Genomic DNA, 19,514 nt, shown 5'->3' on the forward strand with positions numbered 1-19,514 from the left:
TATGAGAATCAGAAAGAAACTTCGGGAAAGCAGGCTAAGGACGCACCTGCAAATCCGCGCATGGCTGCAACCCAAACTGGGAAAGGCCGGGGAAAGACTCCGGTTGGCCGGTCGCATCCGTCTGGCGAACATCTGGGCCCGGAAGCATCCGAAAAGGACTTTTGCCTGTGTTACGGGAACATTGTCGCTCTTGCTGGTATGCTCCCTTGTCATGAACAATAGCAAGCCGGACGGGACGGACAACGCACACGGCATCGGCGCCATTGCCAGCATGGAACCCCTGTTCCAAGGCTTCCGCACCATACAGTCGAACAAAGGCCTGCACCGTGCCACGATACAGGAGCTGGCGGACAGCGGACGGGCCATCCGACGGGAACTTGACTCCCTGATAGCCATGCCTCGGAAAACGCACGGTGACTCCCTGCGGATTGTCAGGCAGTACAAGCGGCTGGAGAACATTGTAAAATTCATCAATAACAACGGAGAACATGATTAAAGTCAATTTCAAACAACCCAAGTACATCTTCCCGGCGGTCATCTTCATACCGCTGTGCGCCCTGGTGTATTTCGTGATGCAGACTTTTGGGGGCGGCGGAGAGCCGGAACAGGCCGTGGCCACCGACCGCATCAACACGGAACTGCCCGAAGCACACGCCGAGGAAGCCGGGGACAAAATGTACGAGATGTCGCGCCGCTTCGGCGACGAGGACGCCTTTACCGCCGTGGGAGGCATTGGCGAGGAAAAGGAGGAGAAAGAGGAGCCGGGACACGGCTACAGCGAGGAGGAACTGGACGAGCTGGACGCAGCGGAAGCGGAGCGAATCCGGCAGCAGCAGGAAATGGAGGAACTGGAACGCTCGCTGGCGGAGTCCAGGCGGCACATCAATTCATACGCCTACGGTAATAATACACCTTCGGACCGTATGTCTGATGGAAGCAGTGGCATGGGCTACACTTCGCAGGACGACTTCGCCCGTGACCTGGAGGAAATCCAACGCCGCAGCTACGAGAGGCAGAAGGCCATCGGGCGCGGCCTTGGGTTCGGCGACCCGGAAGCGGAAGAGGCGGCCAAAAGGCAACGTGCCGACTCATTGGCGAAAGTCCGCAAGGAAGAGGCGGAACGAAACCGCCCGAACCTTGTCATCAAGTCTGCCGACACCAATGCGGACAAGTTCCATACGGTGGCCGCTCCCGACGGTGCGGCGGAAGCCAGGCTGATACGCGCCATGATTGACCAGACAACCAAGGCCAAGGAAGGCACGCGCCTGCGCTTCAAGCTGCTTGACGATGTGACGGTGAGCGGCACAAAGTTGAGGAAAGGCACTTACCTCTACGGCACGGTGACGGGATTCTCCAGCCAGCGCGTGAAGGCTACCATCACCAGCATACTTGCCGGGGACAAGTTCATCAAGGTCAAGCTGTCCGTATTCGACAACGACGGCATGGAGGGCTTCTACGTGCCCGAATCCTCGTTCCGCGATTTCGTGAAGGACGCTAGCTCCAACGTGGTGCAGCAGGACATCAACATCGAGTCCGACGGCGGCTACGGTTCCGGCATATCCGGCGAGGCCGTTGCCTTGCAGGCCCTGCAGAACATGTACAACTCCGCTACTTCCGCCCTGTCTTCCAACATCCGGAAGAACAAGGCGAGAATCAAGTACAACACCATCGTCTATCTCATCAACTCGGACGATGCAAGGTGAACATAATTTGAAAGACAAATACGCATTTATATGAAAGCAAGAACCATCTTACTGACTTTGCTCTGTGCCGTGGGCATGGCCGCCTACGCCAACGAGAAAATTTATGTCAACCGGGACGTGACCACGCACATCGTCATGCCCGAACCCATCAAGCTGGTGGACATCTCCACCCCGAAGATTGCAGGCAACCAATGCACGGACAACATCGTCCGCATCAAGCCGTACCACGATGAGGGCGATTCCATACGGTCCGGCGGCTACACAGAGAACGAGCTGCTGGGCACCATTACGCTCATCGGGGAAAGGCACATCGCACAGTACGATGTCCTCTATACCGAAGTGCCGGGACAGGCGGCCGCCATCTTCGAGGTGCCGTACACCCACACGCAGTCCTACATCAACCCTGAAGTCACCATGCCCATGTCCGAGATGGCACGCTATGCGTGGGCGGTGTACGGCAGCAGGCGCAAGTACAACCAGATCGTGACGAGGGCGCACGGGATGAAGGCCACGGTCAACAACATCTACGCCGTCGGGGATTACTTCTTCATCGACTTTTCGCTGCGCAACAAAACGAAGATTCCCTACGACATCGAGGAAATCCGCGTGAAGCTCACGGACAAGAAGGAGACCAAGGCGACCAACTCGCAGACCATCGAGCTGTCGCCCGTGTTTACGCTCAACTCCACGAGGAAGTTCAGGAAGGACTACCGCAACGTGATGGTGCTGCCCAAGCTGACCTTCCCCGACGAGAAGGTGTTGCGCATTGAAATATCCGAGAACCAGATCAGCGGACGGGTCATCGTGCTGACCATCGAGTACGAGGACATCCTCCATGCGGACGGCTTCGATGCCGACATCCTGAAGGATGCCGCCTATTATCCTTATTATTACATCTCTTATTCCGACAAGCAATGAAGAAGCTCCTGATTATCTTATGCTGTGCGGTAGTTGCCATTGGCGCGTCCGCACAGGGCAAGCTGGCGGTAAACGCCGGCTTCCTGTTCCCCTCCACCTTGAACGCGACCGTAGGTTACGAGCATCCGCTGTCTTACGGGAATGCCGTGGAACTGTACGGAGAGGCCGGCAACCACTGGCAGGAAAAGGATTTCTGGAAAGGCTACTATTGGGACGGCGGCATCGTCTACAAGCACCGGCTGGTGCGCTACAAGAACGGGATGCTCCGTTTCCGCTTCGGCCCGCAGTTCGGCGCGGTGCAAAAACGGTTCTTCATCGGATTGGAGGGAGGGTTTGAATACAGCTATGTGTTCCAGAACGGCTGGGAGTTCGCCCTGATACAGAAGAACAACGTGAATTTCTTGCACGGGGACACGTTCCGTAACGGATTGCTTTTGGGAATTAAAGTACCGTTCTAATTTCTATACGAAGCCAACTCTTAATTCTTAACTCTTAATTTCAGTTTTATGGCGTTTGAGGAAACACGGGAACAACAGCAGATGTACAACTACTTCCGCAGCTGCATTTACATCTTCCTAATTATAGAGATTGTGATGAACCTGCCCGTCACGGCGGACAACCGCGTCACGCAGTTCATTCTCGACCTGCTGGCGCGCTTCAAGGTGTTCAACTCGGTGTCGGGCTGCAAGGTGGTGGAGCTGGTGTGCATCTGCATCGTCTGCATCGGGACAAAGGCGAAGAAGGCGTTGAAGTTCAACGTGCGCACGATGGTGGTCTATCCCGTGCTGGCCGGGCTTACCCTTGTCGGGCTGTGCTTCGTGTTCCATGGGATGTACTTCGGCGTCAGCTGGTTCGGCTTCCCGGCCAACCGCATCCTGTACGCACTCTGTTCGGTAGTAGGTACCATGCTAGTGCACCAGGGGCTAGACGGCATCGCCAAGTATTACAACAACAAGGTGGGCGAAGACCGCTTCAACTTCGAGAACGAGTCGTTCCAGCAGTCGGAGACGTTGGTCGCCAACGACTATTCGGTGAACATCCCCATGATATACTACTGGAAGCGGAGGATGCATAGGGGATGGATAAACATCATCAACCCGTTCCGGGGGACGATTGTGTTGGGTACGCCCGGTTCGGGAAAGTCGTTCGGCGTCATCGACCCGTTCATCCGGCAGCACGCCGCCAAGGGCTTCGCCATGATGGTATATGACTTCAAGTACCCCACGCTGGCCAAGACGCTCTTCTACCAGTTCTGCAAGAACAGGAAGGCCGGGAGGTTGCCCGTGAACTGCGGCTTCCGTACCATCAACTTTACCGACGTGGAGTATTCCGACCGCATCAACCCCATCCAGCGGAAGTACATCCCCGACCTTGCGGCGGCCTCGGAGACGGCGGCCACCCTGCTGGCCTCGCTCAACAAGGGAGGCGGAGAGAAAAAGGGCGGCTCGGAGGCGTTCTTCACCAACTCGGCGGAGAACTTCCTCGCGGCCATCATCTACTTCTTCGTGAACTTCCACCCCGTGGGCTTCAAGGACGGCAGGAAGCTCAGACGCTTCATCCTACACGAGGGAAAGAAGCTGGAAATCGTGATAAAGAATTGGGACGACTTCAACGCCATAGACAAGGACGGCAATGTAGTGCTGGACTTCGTGGACGAGAAGGGCAACGATGTCTCCACGGACGAGGACAGGATGTTCGTGGATTTGAACGGTTACAGCTATAAAGACCGCACGGGAAAGCTGGTACGCATCAACCGCTGCTGGTATGAGGACAGGGACGGCAACGAGGTGGAGCCGGACACCGTCACGGGGGAATACTCCGACATGCCGCATGTCCTCTCGTTTCTCGGCAGGCCATACGACCAGGTGTTCAATATCCTGATGCAGGATGACAAGATAGCCTCGCTTATGGCGCCGTTTAAGAGTGCTTACGAGAACAAGGCCAACGACCAACTGGAAGGCATGGTGGGCACGTTGCGCGTCAATGCGGCAAGACTCGTGTCGCCTGAAGCCTATTGGGTGTTCACCGGGGACGACTTCGACCTGAAGATTTCCGACAGGGAGCATCCCAGCTACCTTGTCATCGCCAACGACCCGGAGAAGGAGCAGGTCATCGGCTCGCTCAACGCATTGGTGCTGAACCGCCTGATAACCCGTGTGAACTCCAAGGGGAACATCCCAGTGAGCATCATCGTGGACGAGCTGCCCACGCTCTACTTCCACAAGATAGACCGCCTTATCGGCACGGCGCGCTCCAACAAGGTGGCCGTGACATTAGGGTTTCAAGAGCTTCCGCAACTGGAGGCCGACTACGGAAAGGTGGGGATGCAGAAAATCATCACCACCTGCGGCAACATCTTCATGGGGGCGGCGCGCAACAAGGAGACGCTGGAATGGGCGCAGAACGACGTGTTCGGCAAGGCCAAGCAGACCTCGCGCTCCATATCCATCAACGACCAGAAGGTTTCCACCACCATATCCGAGAAGATGGACTACCTCGTGCCGGCTGCCAAGATAGCGGACATGGCCACGGGATGGCTGGCAGGACAGGCGGCGCGCGACTTCACCGCCACGGACGAGAGGATGCTGGACAAGTTCGACATCGAACAGTCGGAGGAGTTCAAGACCACCAAGTATTTCTGCAAGACGCATTTCGACATGAAGAAGATAAAGCGGGAGGAGGAACATTACGTGCCGCTTCCGAAAATCTACGAGTTCAAGAATGACAGGGAAAAGGAGATAATGCTCAACCGCAACTTCAAACGGGTGAACCAAGAGGTCGAGGACATGGTCAAGGAATTACTTGGGATGGGTTAAACAGTCAGTGTCATTTCAGTAATTTTTGGAAAGCAAAACAATATGCTGGTTTGTCAGAAAAAGGTTTTAATCCACCAACTGCTTTGGCTGAGTGGTAGTGCGTTGAAGGTACTTGCCGTCCTGTCGATGGTGGTCGACCATTGCGCTTACTATTTCCTTGAAAGCGGGACACTTGTTTACTGGGCGATGCGTTGTTTCGGGCGCGTTGCCTTCCCGGTTTTCGCCCTTTTGGTGGCTGAGGGGTATGCCCACACGCGCGACAGGGTGCGATACTTCCTCACGCTGCTTGGCTTCGCCGTGGTCAGCGAAGTGCCGTGGCAGTTGCTTGGAGGAGCTGACGGCACGCACAACGTGATGTTCACGCTATCCTTAGGCGTGGCGGCGATGGCTGCTTTCGAATGGATGAGGGAACGCAGGGCGTTGGCCATCGCCTCAGTCCTGCTTGCCGCTTTGTCGGCGGAGGTTTCAGGCTTGGACTATGGGTGGCGTGGCATTGTCGTGATACTCATGTTCCACCTGTTCGGGAACAAAAGATACAACCAAAACACAAGGCTGTTGCAACTCGTTTTCACCTTTCCGCTCATGGCGCATTATGGCATCATCGGAACATTGCTGGCTTGCTCCGTAATTTCACTTTATGACGGGACAAGGGGCTTTGTAAAGGGCAACTTAGCAAAATATGCCTTCTATGTCTTTTACCCAATTCATATGTTGTTAATATTAGTAATCATAAGCTACTCAATTGTATAAGTTTTTGGAAGCCCTACACCTATACGGTAAAAATCAGTGAGCTTATTAACAGCATATACCGAACCAGGAGACAATAATTCCGTCAAAGGGTGCGAAAACACTGTATTACCATTTTCTGTTGATTTTGCATCGGGGTAAATGAAAGCACATGGAATGATTGTCTTATAATCAGCACCGAGTAAATCCAAAATTTCACAATCCCTACTATATCCGGACAATTGGCGTATGATGTCTGTCTCAGGGTCTTTTTCATCGAGTTGTGGCATATATTTCGTATCAAGTATCGCCTGTGTAGTCTTGCTGAGAAAGTCTGGATAACCTGTTTTACCTTTTGCTTGGTAAATTATGTCATCAGGGTATGATATGGCCAGTATCCCACCAATGTAATGTTCAAACAGCAATGGCATATCAATCCAAAATGGTGGTATGTTTGCATTTGTACGACCCTTTTCTTCGCTCATATTGTAGTCATACCGTTTTAGGATGTATTTAGCCATGTTCACTACTTCCTTGTAATCCCGATATATGACGTTGTATTTAACTTGTTTCAGTTCGCTAAGGCTCACACAGTCAGAAACATCAGACATCTTGGAGAGGCAAGCATTGATTATTGTGTCAAGCTTGGCCACTGATGAACTGCGCAGTCTGCCAACAATGTCTTTTGATACATTTAACGCCCTTTTGATTATGCGGTTTTCTATTGTATCATTCGTATATTCTTGGTATTTGCAGAAAATTTTGTGCTGTCTGCCTTTCAAAGTATTGATTTTAAGATTTACGCTCATGGCAATACGCCCCCTAACTTTGTAAAGATTTTCCGATTTAGGCACATAGCTTTTCCTCAAACCTTTGTGCAAAAGCTGCTGCACAATATTAACATATTGCACTATTAGCAAAGGTGATAAAATGCTTTCAAGTGTTTCACACTCCATAGTTTCTGATTCAAAGTCTATGTCATAAATCTTATGGAATGATTCGTATTCATCTGGATTATTGAAACATTGCATGAACATTTCAAGATAATCAACATTCGGGATTTTCGGCAACACGGCAATTGGTAATTTTCCACAGGCCTCCGTCTCAACCCATTGGGCACCAACCACGTATGATGCTGCATAGCCAGGCGTGTTATCCAGCGGATTAAATTGGAGAAAATACCTGCGGTCGAATTGTGCCGCCGACGGATTAAGACAAAATCCATCTTTCAGCTTTTCGTCGTATTGGGGAAATTCCATGTCTGGGAATTTGACGCATTCGTGCTCTATTATAGTTTTAGCCTGCATCTTCACCATTTTCTAACAAGTTCGACCAAGATGCGAAAGTGTCGTTCAAGGTTTTTCCCCTCGGCAAACGCAATATCCCATCGTTTACATATTCCTTTACGAGAGGTTTGATTTTATATTCAAGGCTGTTTCGCAATTGTCCTATATTGGATGCAAGGAAATAACTATGACCTATCATCAAATCGTCCATTTCCATGTCGCCGCTGTTATATTTCACAATAAACTCTTTTACCTGTGTGAAGAGATTTGAGGCCACGTCTGCTATTTCCCTGTCTTGGGCTTTCACCACATATTCATCGGCCTTCATTGTCTTGAACACAAAACGGCGACGCAAGGCATAGTCGAGCGTGCCCGTGCTTCTGTCAGTAGTGTTCATCGTGCCCAGGATATACAGATTTGCCGGAACGCCAAAAGACTCGCCGGAATATGTCAAGATGGCTGTCAGGCCGTGGATGCTGTCATCACTCTTGCGTTTGTCTTTCTCTATCAGACTTATCAGTTCGCCAAATATCTTTGATACATTGCCACGGTTGATCTCGTCTATGATTAAGACAAAATTCTTTTTGGGATTTCTTTCAGCCACATTACAAATCCTTTTGAATATGCCGTCATGTATTTCATAGATAACCTGTTCATTCAGGACTTTTGGGCGCAATCCTTCTATAAAATCCTCGTAATCCATTGACTGGTGGAAGGTTGAAAATGCTATCTGCTTGTTTGAGAGAAGCTCATTATAGCGTTCCATTATTTGCCTGTGGTCAGATACATTCATTGGCAAATCAAACCCTTCACCATCAGGCAAAGCATCAATCAAGCCTACGGCGATTACAGCCGTGTTATATGTCTTTCCCGTGCCTGGAGCACCTTGCAGGATAAGATTCTTTTCAGTGAGAAGCAGGTTAACCGTTTCCTTTATCTCTTTCTTATATTCGTCTTGCATGTTTTTAATATCTTCGTTTATTATTCGGGTAAACGCAGCAATTCCTGTGCGATTGCTGTATTTCATATTTTTATATCTTACAAAATTGTCAAGGCTAATTTGTTCTTTCAGTTCGCAAAATTTGTCAACAAAAAACACTATGGCTGCAGAGTGGTCGCCATCATTGTAATCCGACAAATCCTCCTCTATCCAAATGGGGTTATCTGCCTTCCATTCGTTATACTTCTCGGCATAGTTCTCGGCGGTGGCAAAATCAATGACTCTTGCCTTGTATTTAGCTTTATTGTCTTTGACATAATAGAAATCAAAGCTGCCTCCATCATCAATAATGCTTGACAGTTGTTCCATTATTTCTTTCCTATAGCTTACTGGTAAGGTATGCCACCAAAGACATCCTTTTCCATTACCTATTTCTTTTTGAAATTCTTGTTTCCAATTGTCACCTCTTTCATGGACGAACAAGCCTTTAATGATTTCAACGGGCTTTTCATCCCATTTGGAGCGCAAATAATAAATTAGCTTTGTCACTGCCGCAGTATAGTTGTCGGGGTTCACGCACTTTATTACTCCTTGAAATTTATTGCGCATAGCCAAATTAAATTGCTTGTCGCTATAGGGAACTACATTTTCGCCGATGAAATAATTATAAATTTTTCTTTTGTGCGGTTCACTTATAATTGGAAAATTGTCGCGAGGATTATCCAAATAGTCCACCAAGTTTTTGATTCCTGGAGTCATGTCTGCATTGTTAAGTTTGTATTTTAGCAACCGCGTAACCCAATCGTCCTGGCGAATGCCTGTTCTGGCAACAGTTCGTTTGTCAGGATAGCAGTTATATGTATCCTTGTCTTTTGATTTAGCATCAAAATAAGCCACAGCGGTAAACAGATTTTTTCGAATCTCCGCAATCCTCTGATCATTCGAATTGCAAAAATCATCATATTTTATGGAGAGCAAATTTTGGAGTTCATTGTCTGTTATAGACATATCTTTCCATTGCGTCCATGCCTCAATGGCCTTTTGATACCAGAAATCTGATTCTGCCATTATGTTACCACAAATATTCTTAATACTTGAAGCATCAATTTCATTCAATTCCATTTATAGTGCTATTTTATTGACATATAAGCTTTTACTTTATGCTATTGCAAAGATAATAATTTTCTAATTATTTTTGAATTCAAAGTTATAGCATTCGCAAAATAGAAATGATAGAATGAGTATAGTTCGGGTCTTCGGCATATCCGATTTTCCTCAGCCAGAGCAGGTAGTTGCCACCCTTGTACTTGTACTGCACCTTTGTATAGTAAGCCATGACACTTTCCGTCCAGTGCCCGAACTCGAAATATTTTCCTGTCCGTGGATTGGTCAGGCCGAACAGGTTATGCTTGTTCCTGCATACCGGGGAGGTGAACCATCCGGTTTCAAGGATAGCCTGCGCCAATACGATTTTCGGATGTCGTATGCCGTTGCGCATGATTTCCGCATAGAGGTTGGGGATAGTCAATTCGGGAGGCATGGATTTTGGGGATGTCCTTTTGTCACCTTTTTGGCCTATTCCCTTCTTCTTTTCTTTTGTCGCCACATGAATATGCAGGGTGTCATTTCTGACACTTTGCGCATCATTGTTGATTGTATCATTCTCTTTTCCAGTCGTTTTCATCATTCTGTTTCCGGAGCCGGGTATTAACTCCGACTCTTTGGTGATGGTATAGAACTGTGCCGATGCGCTAAGGGGCATCAGCAACAGCATCAGGAACGACAGAATAGTGTTGTGCATTTCTTTTTCTCGTTTGGGTGAAAATACTTTTGCAGGGTGTTCAAGCGGTTCCGGCCGCAAAATTAACCCGTAAAAACAAGTATAACGAAATGGACAACAGAAATTTATCCGAAACGCTGCCCTACGGGAAGCTGGCGATGCTGGGTATCGACAAGGAGAAGGCAGACCTTCTTCCGCAAGAGGTGAAGGAAAAGCTGCTCTCCGGCGAGGTCACGCCCCTCATGCAGGTCTCCATCCGCGCACAGAACGGCAACGCCGTCACGCTGCCGCTCAAACTCCAGCTGGTGTCAGACCGGCTGGGCAACCCGGCCCTGATGGCCTATCCCGTCAGGGCAATTCTTGAAACGGAACGCAACAAGGCTCTTGGCCTGACTGAACAGGAAGCGGAACGCCTCAAAAAAGGCGAAGTCATACAGAAGGCCGTGGATGTGGACGGCGAAAAGACCCGGCAGTACCTCCAGCTTGACCCTGAGACTAAATCTGTCCTCCACCGCCGTGTGACCGAAATTCGGCTGGAACAGAAGCTGAAGGACATGGAGAAGGTGAACGACATCGAGCTGGGCACGCAGCAGAAGCAGCAGGTGCGCGACGGCAAGCCCGTGGAACTCAATGTCGGCGGCGAGAAGGTGTCGGTCGGCGTTGACCTGAGGGAGCCGCAGGGCTTCAGGATCATCAAGGGCGACCTGAAGGAATGGGAACGCCAGCAGAAGCTGCGCTACGACGAGCTGCACCCTGAATACCTCGGACTGGTACAGACCGACAGCAACCGTTGGGAATACCGGAAGGTCGTGGACAGGCAGTCGCAGGAACGTGCCATGAAGCTGCACTCTCCCAAAGAGAATGTCAGCCAAAGTCTCAAACGCTAAATCCGTCCGCTTATGGCAAAGAAGCAAGAACAGGAAAACGCCGCAGACATGTTGCGGCAGTTCGACACGCTGAAACAGAAGCATCCCGACGCGATGCTCCTCTTCCGGAAGGGGGATTTCTACGAGATGTACAGGGAGGATGCGGTCAAGGCCGCCGCCGTACTGGCCATCACGCTGACCAGCAGGGTCTTTCCCGGTGAGAAAGACCCCGTCAAATACACCTTGTTTCCCTATCACGCCTTGGATGTATATCTTCCTAAACTGATACGCTCCGGGCAGAGGGTGGCCATCTGTGACCAACTCGAAACTCCCAAGCTGAAAAAGGATGAGCGGCCCATACAAGAAGCCGGAGAAAAGTTAAAGATAAAAGAAGAAATCATACCCAACAATACTGATATGGCAAAGAAAAAGAAAGACCAGGCCGTGCAGGACAAGCCTGTCCAAACTGACTCCAATGAAGTGAAGGAGAAACCTGCCCGTCAGAAAAATACGGAACAAAAGACCGGTACGAAACCGAAAGCTGAAGCGAAGGCGGACGCCAATGTGGAACAGCAGGCCGAGGCGAAGAAGGAACGCAAGCCGCGCGAGCCGCAGATGGTGACGGCCGACGGCGGCAAGGTGACCCACGGCCATGCCTACCAAGGCAAGGACAACCCGGAGGACTGGTATTTCACCGCAAAAATTGACGGTCAGCAGCTCAAGCCGCAGAAGATGGATGCCGCCGACCTCGCCGCCTACCAGAAGAAGGAGCTGACCGTGCCGCAACTGATGGAACGCTACTACCCGACGAAGCTGATGCCGAAAGTGCCGGAGGACACCTACAGGTTCCCCCGGCAGATGGAGGGCGCGGAAGGTGCGGTAGCCATCGAGAAGTTCAATGTCTACAAGGAGAAGGACGAGCAGCGTCCCGACTTCGGACGGTACAAGTTCTATGCCCAGGTGGACGGCGCAAGGATGTCCGCCGTGGCCTCGCGCCAGGACTTGAACGCCTACTTCGACCGGGTGATGACCCCGAACCAGCTCATCGAGAAGAACTTCGGCGAGCGGCTGCACCTGAAGTCCGCCTACGAGAAGTACCGGCTTCCCGAAGGCGTTGACCCCAAGGGCGTCCGTGTGGCGAAAGACCACACCGACAACAAGTGGAAAGTGTACGTGGACATGGGCGACAAGGGCAAGACCGCCCGGCATGAAATCTCCTTTGACGACGGCTATTCGCTTTTCAAGACCCGTACCGCCACACGCGAGCAGATTGCAGCCAAGTACCTCACCCCGGAAATCAACGGGCTGTTGTCGGCCCAGACCACCAGGCTGGAGAAATCAAACTCCATGAAAATGTAAAAATGTCAAACCATAACCATTTAAGAAAGATACAATATGTCAGCAACAATGAGTCATGAGGAGCTGGTTGAACTCCTCCAGGAAGGCAAGATAGGCTATCTCCGCTTCGTGCTGGAGGGCGAGAACGAACAGGACTATCTGGAGTGGTGCCGTGCGCACGGCACGGACCCGTCGGACGAGTCCGCCGAGTTTTATGTGGAACAGACGGACATCCTACAGATGGAACGCCAGCTAATCGACGACGAGGACTATGGCATCTGGAACTAACCCGGCATCCGCCGGTTCCGGCCAGGCGGCCATAGACCGCTTCGCCGAGATGATGATCGGGCGCATGGAACAGATGAAGGCGTCCGACTGGAAGAAAGGCTGGATAGGCGGAGCTTCGGGATATGCGGGCCTGCCCCAGAACGTGGGCGGACGCAACTACTCCGGCTCCAACTCCTTCTTCCTGCAGCTCCATACGGCGGCCAACGGCTACGACCTGCCCGTGTTCCTCACCTTCAAGCAGGCGCACAACCTGAAAGCCCACGTGCTCAAAGGCGAGAAAGCCTTTCCCGTCATCTATTGGGACATGCTCGTGAAGGACAAGGACGGCAGGAAGGTCAGCTCGGAGGAATACCGCGCCATGAACAAAGAAGAAAGAGAAGGCATGGAGGTCATCCCGTTCGTCAAGGCGTTTCCCGTGTACAACGTGGCGCAGACCAACCTGGCCGAGGTGCAGCCCGAACGGATGCGGAAGCTCATGGACAGGTTCAGACTGCCCGAACTCCGCGACACGGAAGGCATGTACGCCCACGCCGCGCTTGACAGGATGGTCGAAACGCAGGGCTGGGTCTGCCCGATACAGGCGGACAAGCGTGTGGACGGGGCGTATTACTCGCCGAGACAGGACATCGTGGTGCTGCCCATGAAGGCGCAGTTCAACATCGGAAACACGCCCGATGAAATCTACCGTGGCGGCATGGAGTTCTATTCCACCATGCTGCATGAGATGGCCCACTCCACCATGACACCGCAGCGGCTCAACCGCGACGGCATGGGCAGGTTCGGAGACCCCAAGTACGCCAAGGAGGAGCTTGTCGCCGAACTGACGGCTGCGATGATAAGCCATTCGATGGGCTTTGACTCCAAGGTGACGGACAACTCCGCCGCCTATCTGGACTCGTGGATCGGCGTGTTGAAGCAGGAACCGAAGTTCATCGTCTCGGTCATGGCGGACGTGAACAGGGCTTCGGACATGATACTCGACCATGTGGACAGGCAGCGGCTGGCCCTGAACGAGCAGCCCTACCTGGCCAAGAACGACCCGCTCGCCCCGCTTGCCCCCGGCGAGGAAGTGCCTTTCAGGAACGCGGCCATCGTCAAGACACGCGGCGGCGACTATGCCATCCGTGCCTCGTATGACGGCGTGGAGCTGGGTCTGAAGAAGGTGTCGAAAGGCACGGCAAGGACTTACTTCCAGCTTACGGACTACAAGGACAAGGCGGCCTTCTTGAACATGACGGCACGCAAGACCTTCGGACCGGAGATTGCCATGATGGGCAGGACGCAGGCCGTAAGCGCCAAGATGAGTATCTAATCCAAACAAAGTAATACCGTATGCCGGACTACAAGGTAAACTTCAAGGAACTCAAAGCGCGTGTCGGCGTGACCGATGTGGCCTACGCCCTCGGCTACCGCCTTGACCGCAAGGCCGGCGTGGGACGTTACATCGAGCTGGTATTGGGTGACGGACGGGAGAAGCGTGACACTCTCATTGTCAGCCATCCTAACGACAGGGCTTCCCAGACGTTCTTCCGCCGGGACGGCTCCAAGGGGGATGTGCTTACGCTTATCCGCGAGAATATGGATGCTTTCCTCGTCACCGGCAAGGACGATTGGCAGAAGGTGGCCAAGGTCATGGCACGCTTCGCCAACATGCCTGAACCGGAATACAACGATGACCGGGAATATGTGAAGTCTGTCAGGGCTGCATCAGCTTTTGATATTTCACGATATGAAGTGAAGCAAATAGACATGGAGCGCATTCCTCGGATCTTCCACCAACGCGGACTATCCGATGAAACGGTCAGACAATTTGCCCCATTCGTTTTTCTCATACGGGACAGACGGAACGGGAATTTTGATGGCTACAACATCGGCTTTCCCTATACCGACACGGATAATCAGGTGAAAGGATATGAAGTACGCGGTTACGGCGGCTACAAGTCAAAGGCTGCAGGCACGGATTCCTCTTCGGCGGCATGGGTGGCCGACTTTTCCGGCGGTAATCCGGAAGCGGTCAGGTGCGTATTCTTTTGTGAGTCCGCCTTCGATGCGATGGCTTTCCACCAGATGAACAGAAACCAGTTGCACCCGGATGTGGCATTGGTCTCCCTCGGAGGGACATTCTCCGACAACCAGATAACCGGTGTGATGAATCGTTTTCCTAACGCCAAGGCTTTCGACTGTTTTGACAACGACATTGCCGGGCGCATCTACGGTCTTCGCATGATTGGCTTGCTGGAGGGCATCCCGATGAAAATCAGCAAAACGGAGGGCTACCTGCAAGTAGAAGCCGGAGGCAAGAATTTTACCGTCAATCCGGGAAAGGCGTTGCCCTCACAGCTTGCCGCACATCTGCCCGTCCATTATCGCACCGGACAATGGCTACCGCCCAAGGCGTTCAAGGACTGGAACGACTGCCTCTTGAACAAGCCGGTGGCTCCGGTTCTCGTCCCACGCAAGGAGGAACGCGACCGGAATCTGGCGGAGCGGAGAAAAGGTAATCTCAAAATGTAACGTAACATGGAACATATATGAAAGCAATCAGACTGAAAATGGCCGCCGGGGCGTTGGCCCTGTGGTTGGCCGGAGGCCATACCGTTCCGGCGTTCGCCCAACAGATAGACCCGGCTCTGACAGGCGCGGTGACGGCACAGACGCTGGAACTGAAGAGCCTGCACAACAAGCGCAGAAAGACGCAGGAGAAGATAATCGCCGCCGAAGCCGCCGTGACGGTCGCCCTCGACCGGGTGCACAGCGTGGAGGACAAGATGCTGGAATACCTCTCCAATGCGCAGGGTGCGGTGCAGAACCTTTACCAGATCAAACGTGCAGGGGAACTGGTGACGACCGAGATACCGCAGAACTGCAACCTGCTGCTCAAATCGGTGGGAAGCAACCTCAAGGGCACGGCGATAGCGGCCATCGTGTCGGACGAGCTGACGGACGCGGCCACGCAGATGGCTGCGCTCTATCCGTTCATGAAACAGCTCGTGACTTCGGGCAGTTACGATGTGACAGGGGCTGACGGGAAGAACGAGAAGCACAAGGTCAACCTGCTGGACTCTTCAGAACGCTATTACATCGCCAACGAGGTGGTGACCAAGCTTGAAACCATCAACACCGACCTGTTCATCCTGGCCTGGCAGGTGCGCACGCTCTCGTGGAACGACCTCTGGTTCTCGCTCGACCCGGAAGGATGGGCCAATGTGATGTCCGGCAAGAACATTATCGGAGGCATCGTGGCCGACTGGAAGCGTGGATTCAATTAGGATTTTATCATCAAAATAGTGTACCATAATCATACAGCAATGGAAACAGAAAAGAAAATCATCGGCCGCTGCCCCTTGTGCGGCGGCAACGTGGTCAAGACCTGCAAAGGGTACCGCTGTGAGCATAACATCGGCGACAGCCCCTCTTGCGTACTGAACATCAACGCCATCATCGGCAACCGCAAGATGGCGGACGCGGAGGTGGCGGTACTGTTGGAGAAACGCCGCATCCTGCTGGACGGCTTCGCCAGCAAGGAGGGCAAGACGTTCCCGACCGTGCTGGAGCTTGCCGATGACGGCAACATCCTGATGCAGCCGGTCATCGGCAGGTGTCCGCACTGCGGAGGAGAAATCCGTGTGGGAAGCCGGGCGTTCAACTGCTCCAACTATGCCAATCAGAATGCGCCCTGCTCCTTCGCCATCTGGCGCAACATCGGTGGGCACCTGCTCACCCTGGAGGAAGCCAAGGAAATCTGCGAGAAGGGCATCACTTCTTCGGAACTGGAGATGTACCGTGAGGACGGCAGCATCTACCGCAAACGGCTCGGCGTGTCGCCGGACAAACTTCAAATCGTGAAGATATGAGACCGGGGATGAAGATTGGGATAATACTCGCCTCCATCGTGCTGTTCTGGAGCGGCGTGTTTTGTCTTGTCTGCTGTTCGGACAATCTGAATGACCGTGCGGCGGACATGGCCGAAAAGGCATTGAGGGCATCGGTGGACAATCCCGAATCCATACGGATATTGGCTGTCAGCAAGCCGGATTCCGTGTTCGGGCATACCTACATCACGCAGGAGGAGAAGATGGCCCTTTCCATGGCCATGGTGGAAATCAACAGGAAGGTGATGGAAGCGACGGACGGGCTGGAGGACTTCGACCCGGACGACAAGGAGACGGCCGCCCTGATGGAGCGGCAGATGTCAGCCATGTCGGGCCTGAGGCGGCTGATGGACTTCGGCGGCCCGCTTGACGGGAGTCCGCAACCGTTCAGCGGCTGGAAGGTCAAGGTTGACTTCGAGGGCGTGGACGCGGACGGACAGGGCTATCATTCTGAATACTGGTTCATTCTGGACAAGGAGGCGCAATGCGTGGTGAAGTCGTTTGAGATACCCTTGCCGTAGAAGGCTAAGAATTTTATTCCTGGATATATTGAAATCTCGGTGTCATCGGTTATGGCATCGGGATTTCCTGTTCTTGAACCTATGGGCGTTCCGCTCCGGCAGATTTTCCGCTACAAAGCAACGGAAGGCCGTGGCGGCGGCGAACGACGCTCCTCTTGCCTGCGTGGAAAGCGTCCGGCAGCCTTCCGCGATTTGTGCCAAATCGGGTATTCCGGCCTCTTTCCACTGGTCACGTCCGCCTTTTGCCCCTTGCGCCTTCCGTCATGCCGTACCGTAAAATCCCGGAGCGGAAGCCGCAAGGCTTCAAACAAAAGGGAAAAAGATTAGAACTTCAAAATTCAGACGTTATGGCAATAAAACTCATTGACAGAGAGGAAAGTGTCAGCTACAAGGGCTGTATTTATGAGCTTACCTTGTTGTGGGACAGGGAAAGCGTCCGCAAGTGCTTCTGCGGTATGCCGCCGTTTTTCGCCCACATCCGCAAGGACGGAGCAAACTTCGCTATAATAGATTGTTATTCAAACGACAATGAGCGGTTTGTCGTAAAGAAGTTCATGCCGTCCTTACTGGCAAGGCCGGACTGGCAGGTGCGCTTCGACAGGGACATCAACACCATACCATTTTTGGAACTGCTGGCAGGACTGCCGATTTAACCGTATGGATTTTATCAACGTAAAAACAAGGACATATGAAAGGAACAGAACATTTCAAGGAGATTATCAAGAGTTATCTTGACCAGAGGGCAAAGGAAGATGAGCTTTTCCGTGCCAAGTATGAAACCACGGCACGCACCATTGACGATGTGGTGACTTTTATCCTACACGAAGTGAAAAACTCCGGCTGTTGTGGTTTCTCGGACAGCGAGATATATTCAATGGCGGTACACGCCATAGACGAGCCTGACCTTGAAATAGGCAAGCCGTTGCAGTGCAGTGTGGTGGTTAACCATCATATTGAACTGACGGAGGAGGAAAAGTCGGAACAGAGGGCACTCGCGCTCAAACGCTATCAGGACGAGGAGCTGCGCAAGATACAGGCACGCAATGCGAGGCCGAAAGCCCACAAGCCGCAACCGGAGAGCCAACCGACATTATCACTCTTTGACAACTTTTGAGCATGAAACCGAGGAACAGATTTGAAAAGGCGGTGGCGGCTTCCAACGGGAAGCTGACCGCCCTCAGCCCCAAAGCTGTTGAATGGGCTGTAAGTAATGTTATTGTACATATCGCATTCCGCACGTCCGGCCATAACTGCACGTGCGGTGACTGCGGAGCGAAGTTTGACCATAAAGGGAAAGGCAAGACGGTATGTTGCCCTCATTGCGGACACCGCTTGCAGGTAAGGGACACGTTGAAGCGCAAGGAAGTGCAGTCCGCCTATTTCTCTTCCCTTGAAGTGGTGGACGGCTTGCAAGTTCAGCGTGTGTTCCTGCTGAGAGCCGTATGCCGGAAAGGAATGATGTTGAAAACGTCCTGCATGGAGGTGTGCCGCCTGTGGCTCAATGCCGAGGGCAGAATTGCGGTGACATCAAGGGCGAGGACTTTGGGCTGGTATGTGGACAGCTTTAATTGGTGTACAGATATTGACTTGAAACTTTTGTCCGAGGTGCATTGGGTGATTTCCGACACCTACGTTTACCCCCGTTACAAGGTGCTTCCCGAACTGAGGCGCAACGGCATGAGAGGCAGGCTTCCCGATGATTGCCATCCGGCAAGGCTGATGAAGGCGTTGCTGACGGACAGCCGGATAGAGACGATGATGAAGTCCAAGGACTTGCAGGCCGTGGCTTACTTTGTGAGCCGTCCGCTGGATTTGGACACGTGCTGGCAGTCGTACAAGGTGGCCGCACGACATCATTACCGTCCGTCCGACTACGGCCTGTGGTGCGATACCGTCCGCTTGTTGGAGCAATGCGAAAAGGACATCCATAATGCTAAGTATGTCTGCCCTATAGACCTCAAAGCCGCCCATGACCATTGGCTGGACAAAAGGAACAAGGCGGAGGAGAAGCGTAGAGACAGGGAGCAGATGTTGAGAGCCAAGGCGAAAGAGACGGACTTCTACAGGGAAAAGTCATGCTTCTTCGGGATTGTCATCAGCGACAATGACATTGAAATATCCGTGCTTGACTCTATCGAGGCTTTTCAGGCCGAGGGAAGCAGCCTTCACCATTGCGTGTTCCAATGCGAATATTACGCCAAGGCGGACAGCGTTATCCTATCGGCACATGACCGCCAAGGCAACCGCATCGAAACCGTGGAGTTCTCGTTGAGCCAAGGCAAGGTGGTGCAGAGCCGTGGGTTGTGCAACTCCAACACGGAATACCACGACCGGATTGTAGGACTTGTAAACGCCAACGCCTACCGCTTCCTGGAGGCGAGGACACCGGCATAATTCCTTGAAATGTTCAGACCCCGACCTGCGCCGTGAGGTGTGGGTCGGGGTAATGCATTTCTTGAG

General features: G+C 52.5%; 21 protein-coding genes. 18 read left to right on the top strand and 3 right to left on the bottom strand.

The window, feature by feature from the left end:
* The first annotated feature begins 1 nt into the window (after position 1).
* Genes B5F71_RS02655 through B5F71_RS02680 form a run of 6 tightly spaced genes read left to right on the top strand, consistent with a single transcriptional unit; the run spans position 2 to position 6,187 of the window.
* Entirely contained in the window at positions 2–496 is a 495-nt protein-coding gene (locus B5F71_RS02655; RefSeq protein WP_087207507.1) for a hypothetical protein, read from the top strand.
* On the top strand, positions 489–1,703 hold the full coding sequence (locus B5F71_RS02660; RefSeq protein WP_087207508.1) for a conjugative transposon protein TraM: 1,215 nt from the start codon (positions 489–491) through the stop codon (positions 1,701–1,703). Before B5F71_RS02655 ends, B5F71_RS02660 begins: the two co-directional genes overlap by 8 nt.
* 30 nt (positions 1,704–1,733) lie before the next feature.
* Positions 1,734–2,621 (top strand): conjugative transposon protein TraN, encoded by an 888-nt coding sequence (gene traN, locus B5F71_RS02665; protein ID WP_087207510.1) that lies wholly within the window; start codon positions 1,734–1,736, stop codon positions 2,619–2,621.
* Positions 2,618–3,079, top strand: a complete 462-nt coding sequence (locus B5F71_RS02670) for a hypothetical protein (RefSeq protein ID WP_087207512.1) — start codon at positions 2,618–2,620, stop codon at positions 3,077–3,079. Before traN ends, B5F71_RS02670 begins: the two co-directional genes overlap by 4 nt.
* Before the next feature lie 48 nt (positions 3,080–3,127).
* Positions 3,128–5,437, top strand: coding sequence for a type IV secretory system conjugative DNA transfer family protein (locus tag B5F71_RS02675; protein ID WP_087207515.1), 2,310 nt, complete (start codon positions 3,128–3,130; stop codon positions 5,435–5,437).
* Positions 5,438–5,479: 42 nt separating this feature from the next.
* Positions 5,480–6,187 (top strand): TraX family protein, encoded by a 708-nt coding sequence (locus B5F71_RS02680; RefSeq protein ID WP_087207516.1) that lies wholly within the window; start codon positions 5,480–5,482, stop codon positions 6,185–6,187.
* Here the strand turns inward: B5F71_RS02680 and B5F71_RS02685 are convergent.
* The 3 genes from B5F71_RS02685 to B5F71_RS02695 all read right to left on the bottom strand — a co-directional run bounded on the left by B5F71_RS02685 (position 6,172) and on the right by B5F71_RS02695 (position 10,190).
* The gene (locus tag B5F71_RS02685; protein ID WP_158098024.1) at positions 6,172–7,422 is read right to left on the bottom strand and encodes a TonB-dependent receptor; all 1,251 of its coding nucleotides are present in this window, start codon (positions 7,420–7,422) and stop codon (positions 6,172–6,174) included. The genes B5F71_RS02680 and B5F71_RS02685 overlap by 16 nt on opposite strands.
* Before the next feature lie 37 nt (positions 7,423–7,459).
* Entirely contained in the window at positions 7,460–9,511 is a 2,052-nt protein-coding gene (locus B5F71_RS02690; RefSeq protein ID WP_087207520.1) for an AAA family ATPase, read from the bottom strand.
* Positions 9,512–9,596: 85 nt separating this feature from the next.
* A complete protein-coding gene (locus tag B5F71_RS02695; protein WP_087207521.1) occupies positions 9,597–10,190 on the bottom strand; it encodes a glucosaminidase domain-containing protein in 594 nt (197 codons plus the stop codon).
* Positions 10,191–10,279: 89 nt separating this feature from the next.
* Between B5F71_RS02695 and B5F71_RS02700 the strand changes: the two genes are divergently transcribed.
* From B5F71_RS02700 to B5F71_RS02750, 12 genes are read left to right on the top strand one after another with little or no spacing between them, the layout of a single operon-like run.
* Complete coding sequence (locus B5F71_RS02700; protein ID WP_087207523.1) at positions 10,280–11,056, top strand: DUF4099 domain-containing protein; 777 nt, start codon at positions 10,280–10,282, stop codon at positions 11,054–11,056.
* A 12-nt stretch (positions 11,057–11,068) separates the two neighbouring features.
* Positions 11,069–12,394 (top strand): DNA mismatch repair protein MutS, encoded by a 1,326-nt coding sequence (locus tag B5F71_RS02705; RefSeq protein ID WP_087207524.1) that lies wholly within the window; start codon positions 11,069–11,071, stop codon positions 12,392–12,394.
* Between the two features lie 36 nt (positions 12,395–12,430).
* Positions 12,431–12,661 (top strand): hypothetical protein, encoded by a 231-nt coding sequence (locus tag B5F71_RS02710; protein WP_087207525.1) that lies wholly within the window; start codon positions 12,431–12,433, stop codon positions 12,659–12,661.
* Entirely contained in the window at positions 12,645–13,973 is a 1,329-nt protein-coding gene (locus B5F71_RS02715; RefSeq protein WP_087207527.1) for an ArdC-like ssDNA-binding domain-containing protein, read from the top strand. The genes B5F71_RS02710 and B5F71_RS02715 overlap by 17 nt, the downstream gene beginning before the upstream one ends.
* A 20-nt stretch (positions 13,974–13,993) precedes the next feature.
* A complete protein-coding gene (locus B5F71_RS02720) occupies positions 13,994–15,175 on the top strand; it encodes a DUF3991 and TOPRIM domain-containing protein (protein ID WP_087207529.1) in 1,182 nt (393 codons plus the stop codon).
* 17 nt (positions 15,176–15,192) lie between these two features.
* Complete coding sequence (locus tag B5F71_RS02725; protein WP_087207530.1) at positions 15,193–15,930, top strand: hypothetical protein; 738 nt, start codon at positions 15,193–15,195, stop codon at positions 15,928–15,930.
* Between the two features lie 39 nt (positions 15,931–15,969).
* Positions 15,970–16,515 carry a topoisomerase C-terminal repeat-containing protein gene (locus B5F71_RS02730; protein ID WP_087207532.1) on the top strand — a complete coding sequence of 182 codons (546 nt, stop codon included), beginning with the start codon at positions 15,970–15,972 and terminating at the stop codon, positions 16,513–16,515.
* On the top strand, positions 16,512–17,054 hold the full coding sequence (locus B5F71_RS02735) for a hypothetical protein (protein ID WP_087207533.1): 543 nt from the start codon (positions 16,512–16,514) through the stop codon (positions 17,052–17,054). Before B5F71_RS02730 ends, B5F71_RS02735 begins: the two co-directional genes overlap by 4 nt.
* A gap of 51 nt (positions 17,055–17,105) precedes the next feature.
* On the top strand, positions 17,106–17,381 hold the full coding sequence (locus tag B5F71_RS20090) for a hypothetical protein (RefSeq protein ID WP_158098025.1): 276 nt from the start codon (positions 17,106–17,108) through the stop codon (positions 17,379–17,381).
* 20 nt (positions 17,382–17,401) lie between these two features.
* Positions 17,402–17,707 (top strand): hypothetical protein, encoded by a 306-nt coding sequence (locus tag B5F71_RS02740; protein WP_087207595.1) that lies wholly within the window; start codon positions 17,402–17,404, stop codon positions 17,705–17,707.
* A 35-nt stretch (positions 17,708–17,742) separates the two neighbouring features.
* The gene (locus tag B5F71_RS02745) at positions 17,743–18,168 is read left to right on the top strand and encodes a PcfK-like family protein (RefSeq protein ID WP_087207535.1); all 426 of its coding nucleotides are present in this window, start codon (positions 17,743–17,745) and stop codon (positions 18,166–18,168) included.
* A 2-nt stretch (positions 18,169–18,170) separates the two neighbouring features.
* Positions 18,171–19,448, top strand: coding sequence for a PcfJ domain-containing protein (locus B5F71_RS02750; protein WP_087207537.1), 1,278 nt, complete (start codon positions 18,171–18,173; stop codon positions 19,446–19,448).
* Positions 19,449–19,514 lie beyond the last annotated feature (66 nt).

Source organism: Bacteroides sp. An269 (genome assembly GCF_002159755.1).
GTDB classification, from domain to species: Bacteria; Bacteroidota; Bacteroidia; order Bacteroidales; family Bacteroidaceae; genus Phocaeicola; species Phocaeicola intestinalis.

Excerpts from the sequence above, each read along its gene's own strand:
- B5F71_RS02705 (WP_087207524.1), top strand. The coding sequence starts at position 11,069 with ATGGCAAAGAAGCAAGAACAGGAAAACGCCGCAGACATGTTGCGGCAG.
- B5F71_RS02685 (WP_158098024.1), bottom strand. The coding sequence starts at position 7,422 with ATGGAATTTCCCCAATACGACGAAAAGCTGAAAGATGGATTTTGTCTT.
- B5F71_RS02740 (WP_087207595.1), top strand. The coding sequence starts at position 17,402 with ATGGCAATAAAACTCATTGACAGAGAGGAAAGTGTCAGCTACAAGGGC.
- B5F71_RS02720 (WP_087207529.1), top strand. The coding sequence starts at position 13,994 with ATGCCGGACTACAAGGTAAACTTCAAGGAACTCAAAGCGCGTGTCGGC.
- B5F71_RS02750 (WP_087207537.1), top strand. The coding sequence starts at position 18,171 with ATGAAACCGAGGAACAGATTTGAAAAGGCGGTGGCGGCTTCCAACGGG.
- B5F71_RS02675 (WP_087207515.1), top strand. The coding sequence starts at position 3,128 with ATGGCGTTTGAGGAAACACGGGAACAACAGCAGATGTACAACTACTTC.
- B5F71_RS02745 (WP_087207535.1), top strand. The coding sequence starts at position 17,743 with ATGAAAGGAACAGAACATTTCAAGGAGATTATCAAGAGTTATCTTGAC.
- B5F71_RS02725 (WP_087207530.1), top strand. The coding sequence starts at position 15,193 with ATGAAAGCAATCAGACTGAAAATGGCCGCCGGGGCGTTGGCCCTGTGG.
- B5F71_RS02710 (WP_087207525.1), top strand. The coding sequence starts at position 12,431 with ATGTCAGCAACAATGAGTCATGAGGAGCTGGTTGAACTCCTCCAGGAA.
- B5F71_RS02735 (WP_087207533.1), top strand. The coding sequence starts at position 16,512 with ATGAGACCGGGGATGAAGATTGGGATAATACTCGCCTCCATCGTGCTG.
- B5F71_RS02730 (WP_087207532.1), top strand. The coding sequence starts at position 15,970 with ATGGAAACAGAAAAGAAAATCATCGGCCGCTGCCCCTTGTGCGGCGGC.
- B5F71_RS20090 (WP_158098025.1), top strand. The coding sequence starts at position 17,106 with ATGGCATCGGGATTTCCTGTTCTTGAACCTATGGGCGTTCCGCTCCGG.
- B5F71_RS02690 (WP_087207520.1), bottom strand. The coding sequence starts at position 9,511 with ATGGAATTGAATGAAATTGATGCTTCAAGTATTAAGAATATTTGTGGT.
- B5F71_RS02715 (WP_087207527.1), top strand. The coding sequence starts at position 12,645 with ATGGCATCTGGAACTAACCCGGCATCCGCCGGTTCCGGCCAGGCGGCC.
- B5F71_RS02660 (WP_087207508.1), top strand. The coding sequence starts at position 489 with ATGATTAAAGTCAATTTCAAACAACCCAAGTACATCTTCCCGGCGGTC.
- B5F71_RS02670 (WP_087207512.1), top strand. The coding sequence starts at position 2,618 with ATGAAGAAGCTCCTGATTATCTTATGCTGTGCGGTAGTTGCCATTGGC.
- traN (WP_087207510.1), top strand. The coding sequence starts at position 1,734 with ATGAAAGCAAGAACCATCTTACTGACTTTGCTCTGTGCCGTGGGCATG.
- B5F71_RS02700 (WP_087207523.1), top strand. The coding sequence starts at position 10,280 with ATGGACAACAGAAATTTATCCGAAACGCTGCCCTACGGGAAGCTGGCG.
- B5F71_RS02695 (WP_087207521.1), bottom strand. The coding sequence starts at position 10,190 with ATGCACAACACTATTCTGTCGTTCCTGATGCTGTTGCTGATGCCCCTT.
- B5F71_RS02680 (WP_087207516.1), top strand. The coding sequence starts at position 5,480 with ATGCTGGTTTGTCAGAAAAAGGTTTTAATCCACCAACTGCTTTGGCTG.
- B5F71_RS02655 (WP_087207507.1), top strand. The coding sequence starts at position 2 with ATGAGAATCAGAAAGAAACTTCGGGAAAGCAGGCTAAGGACGCACCTG.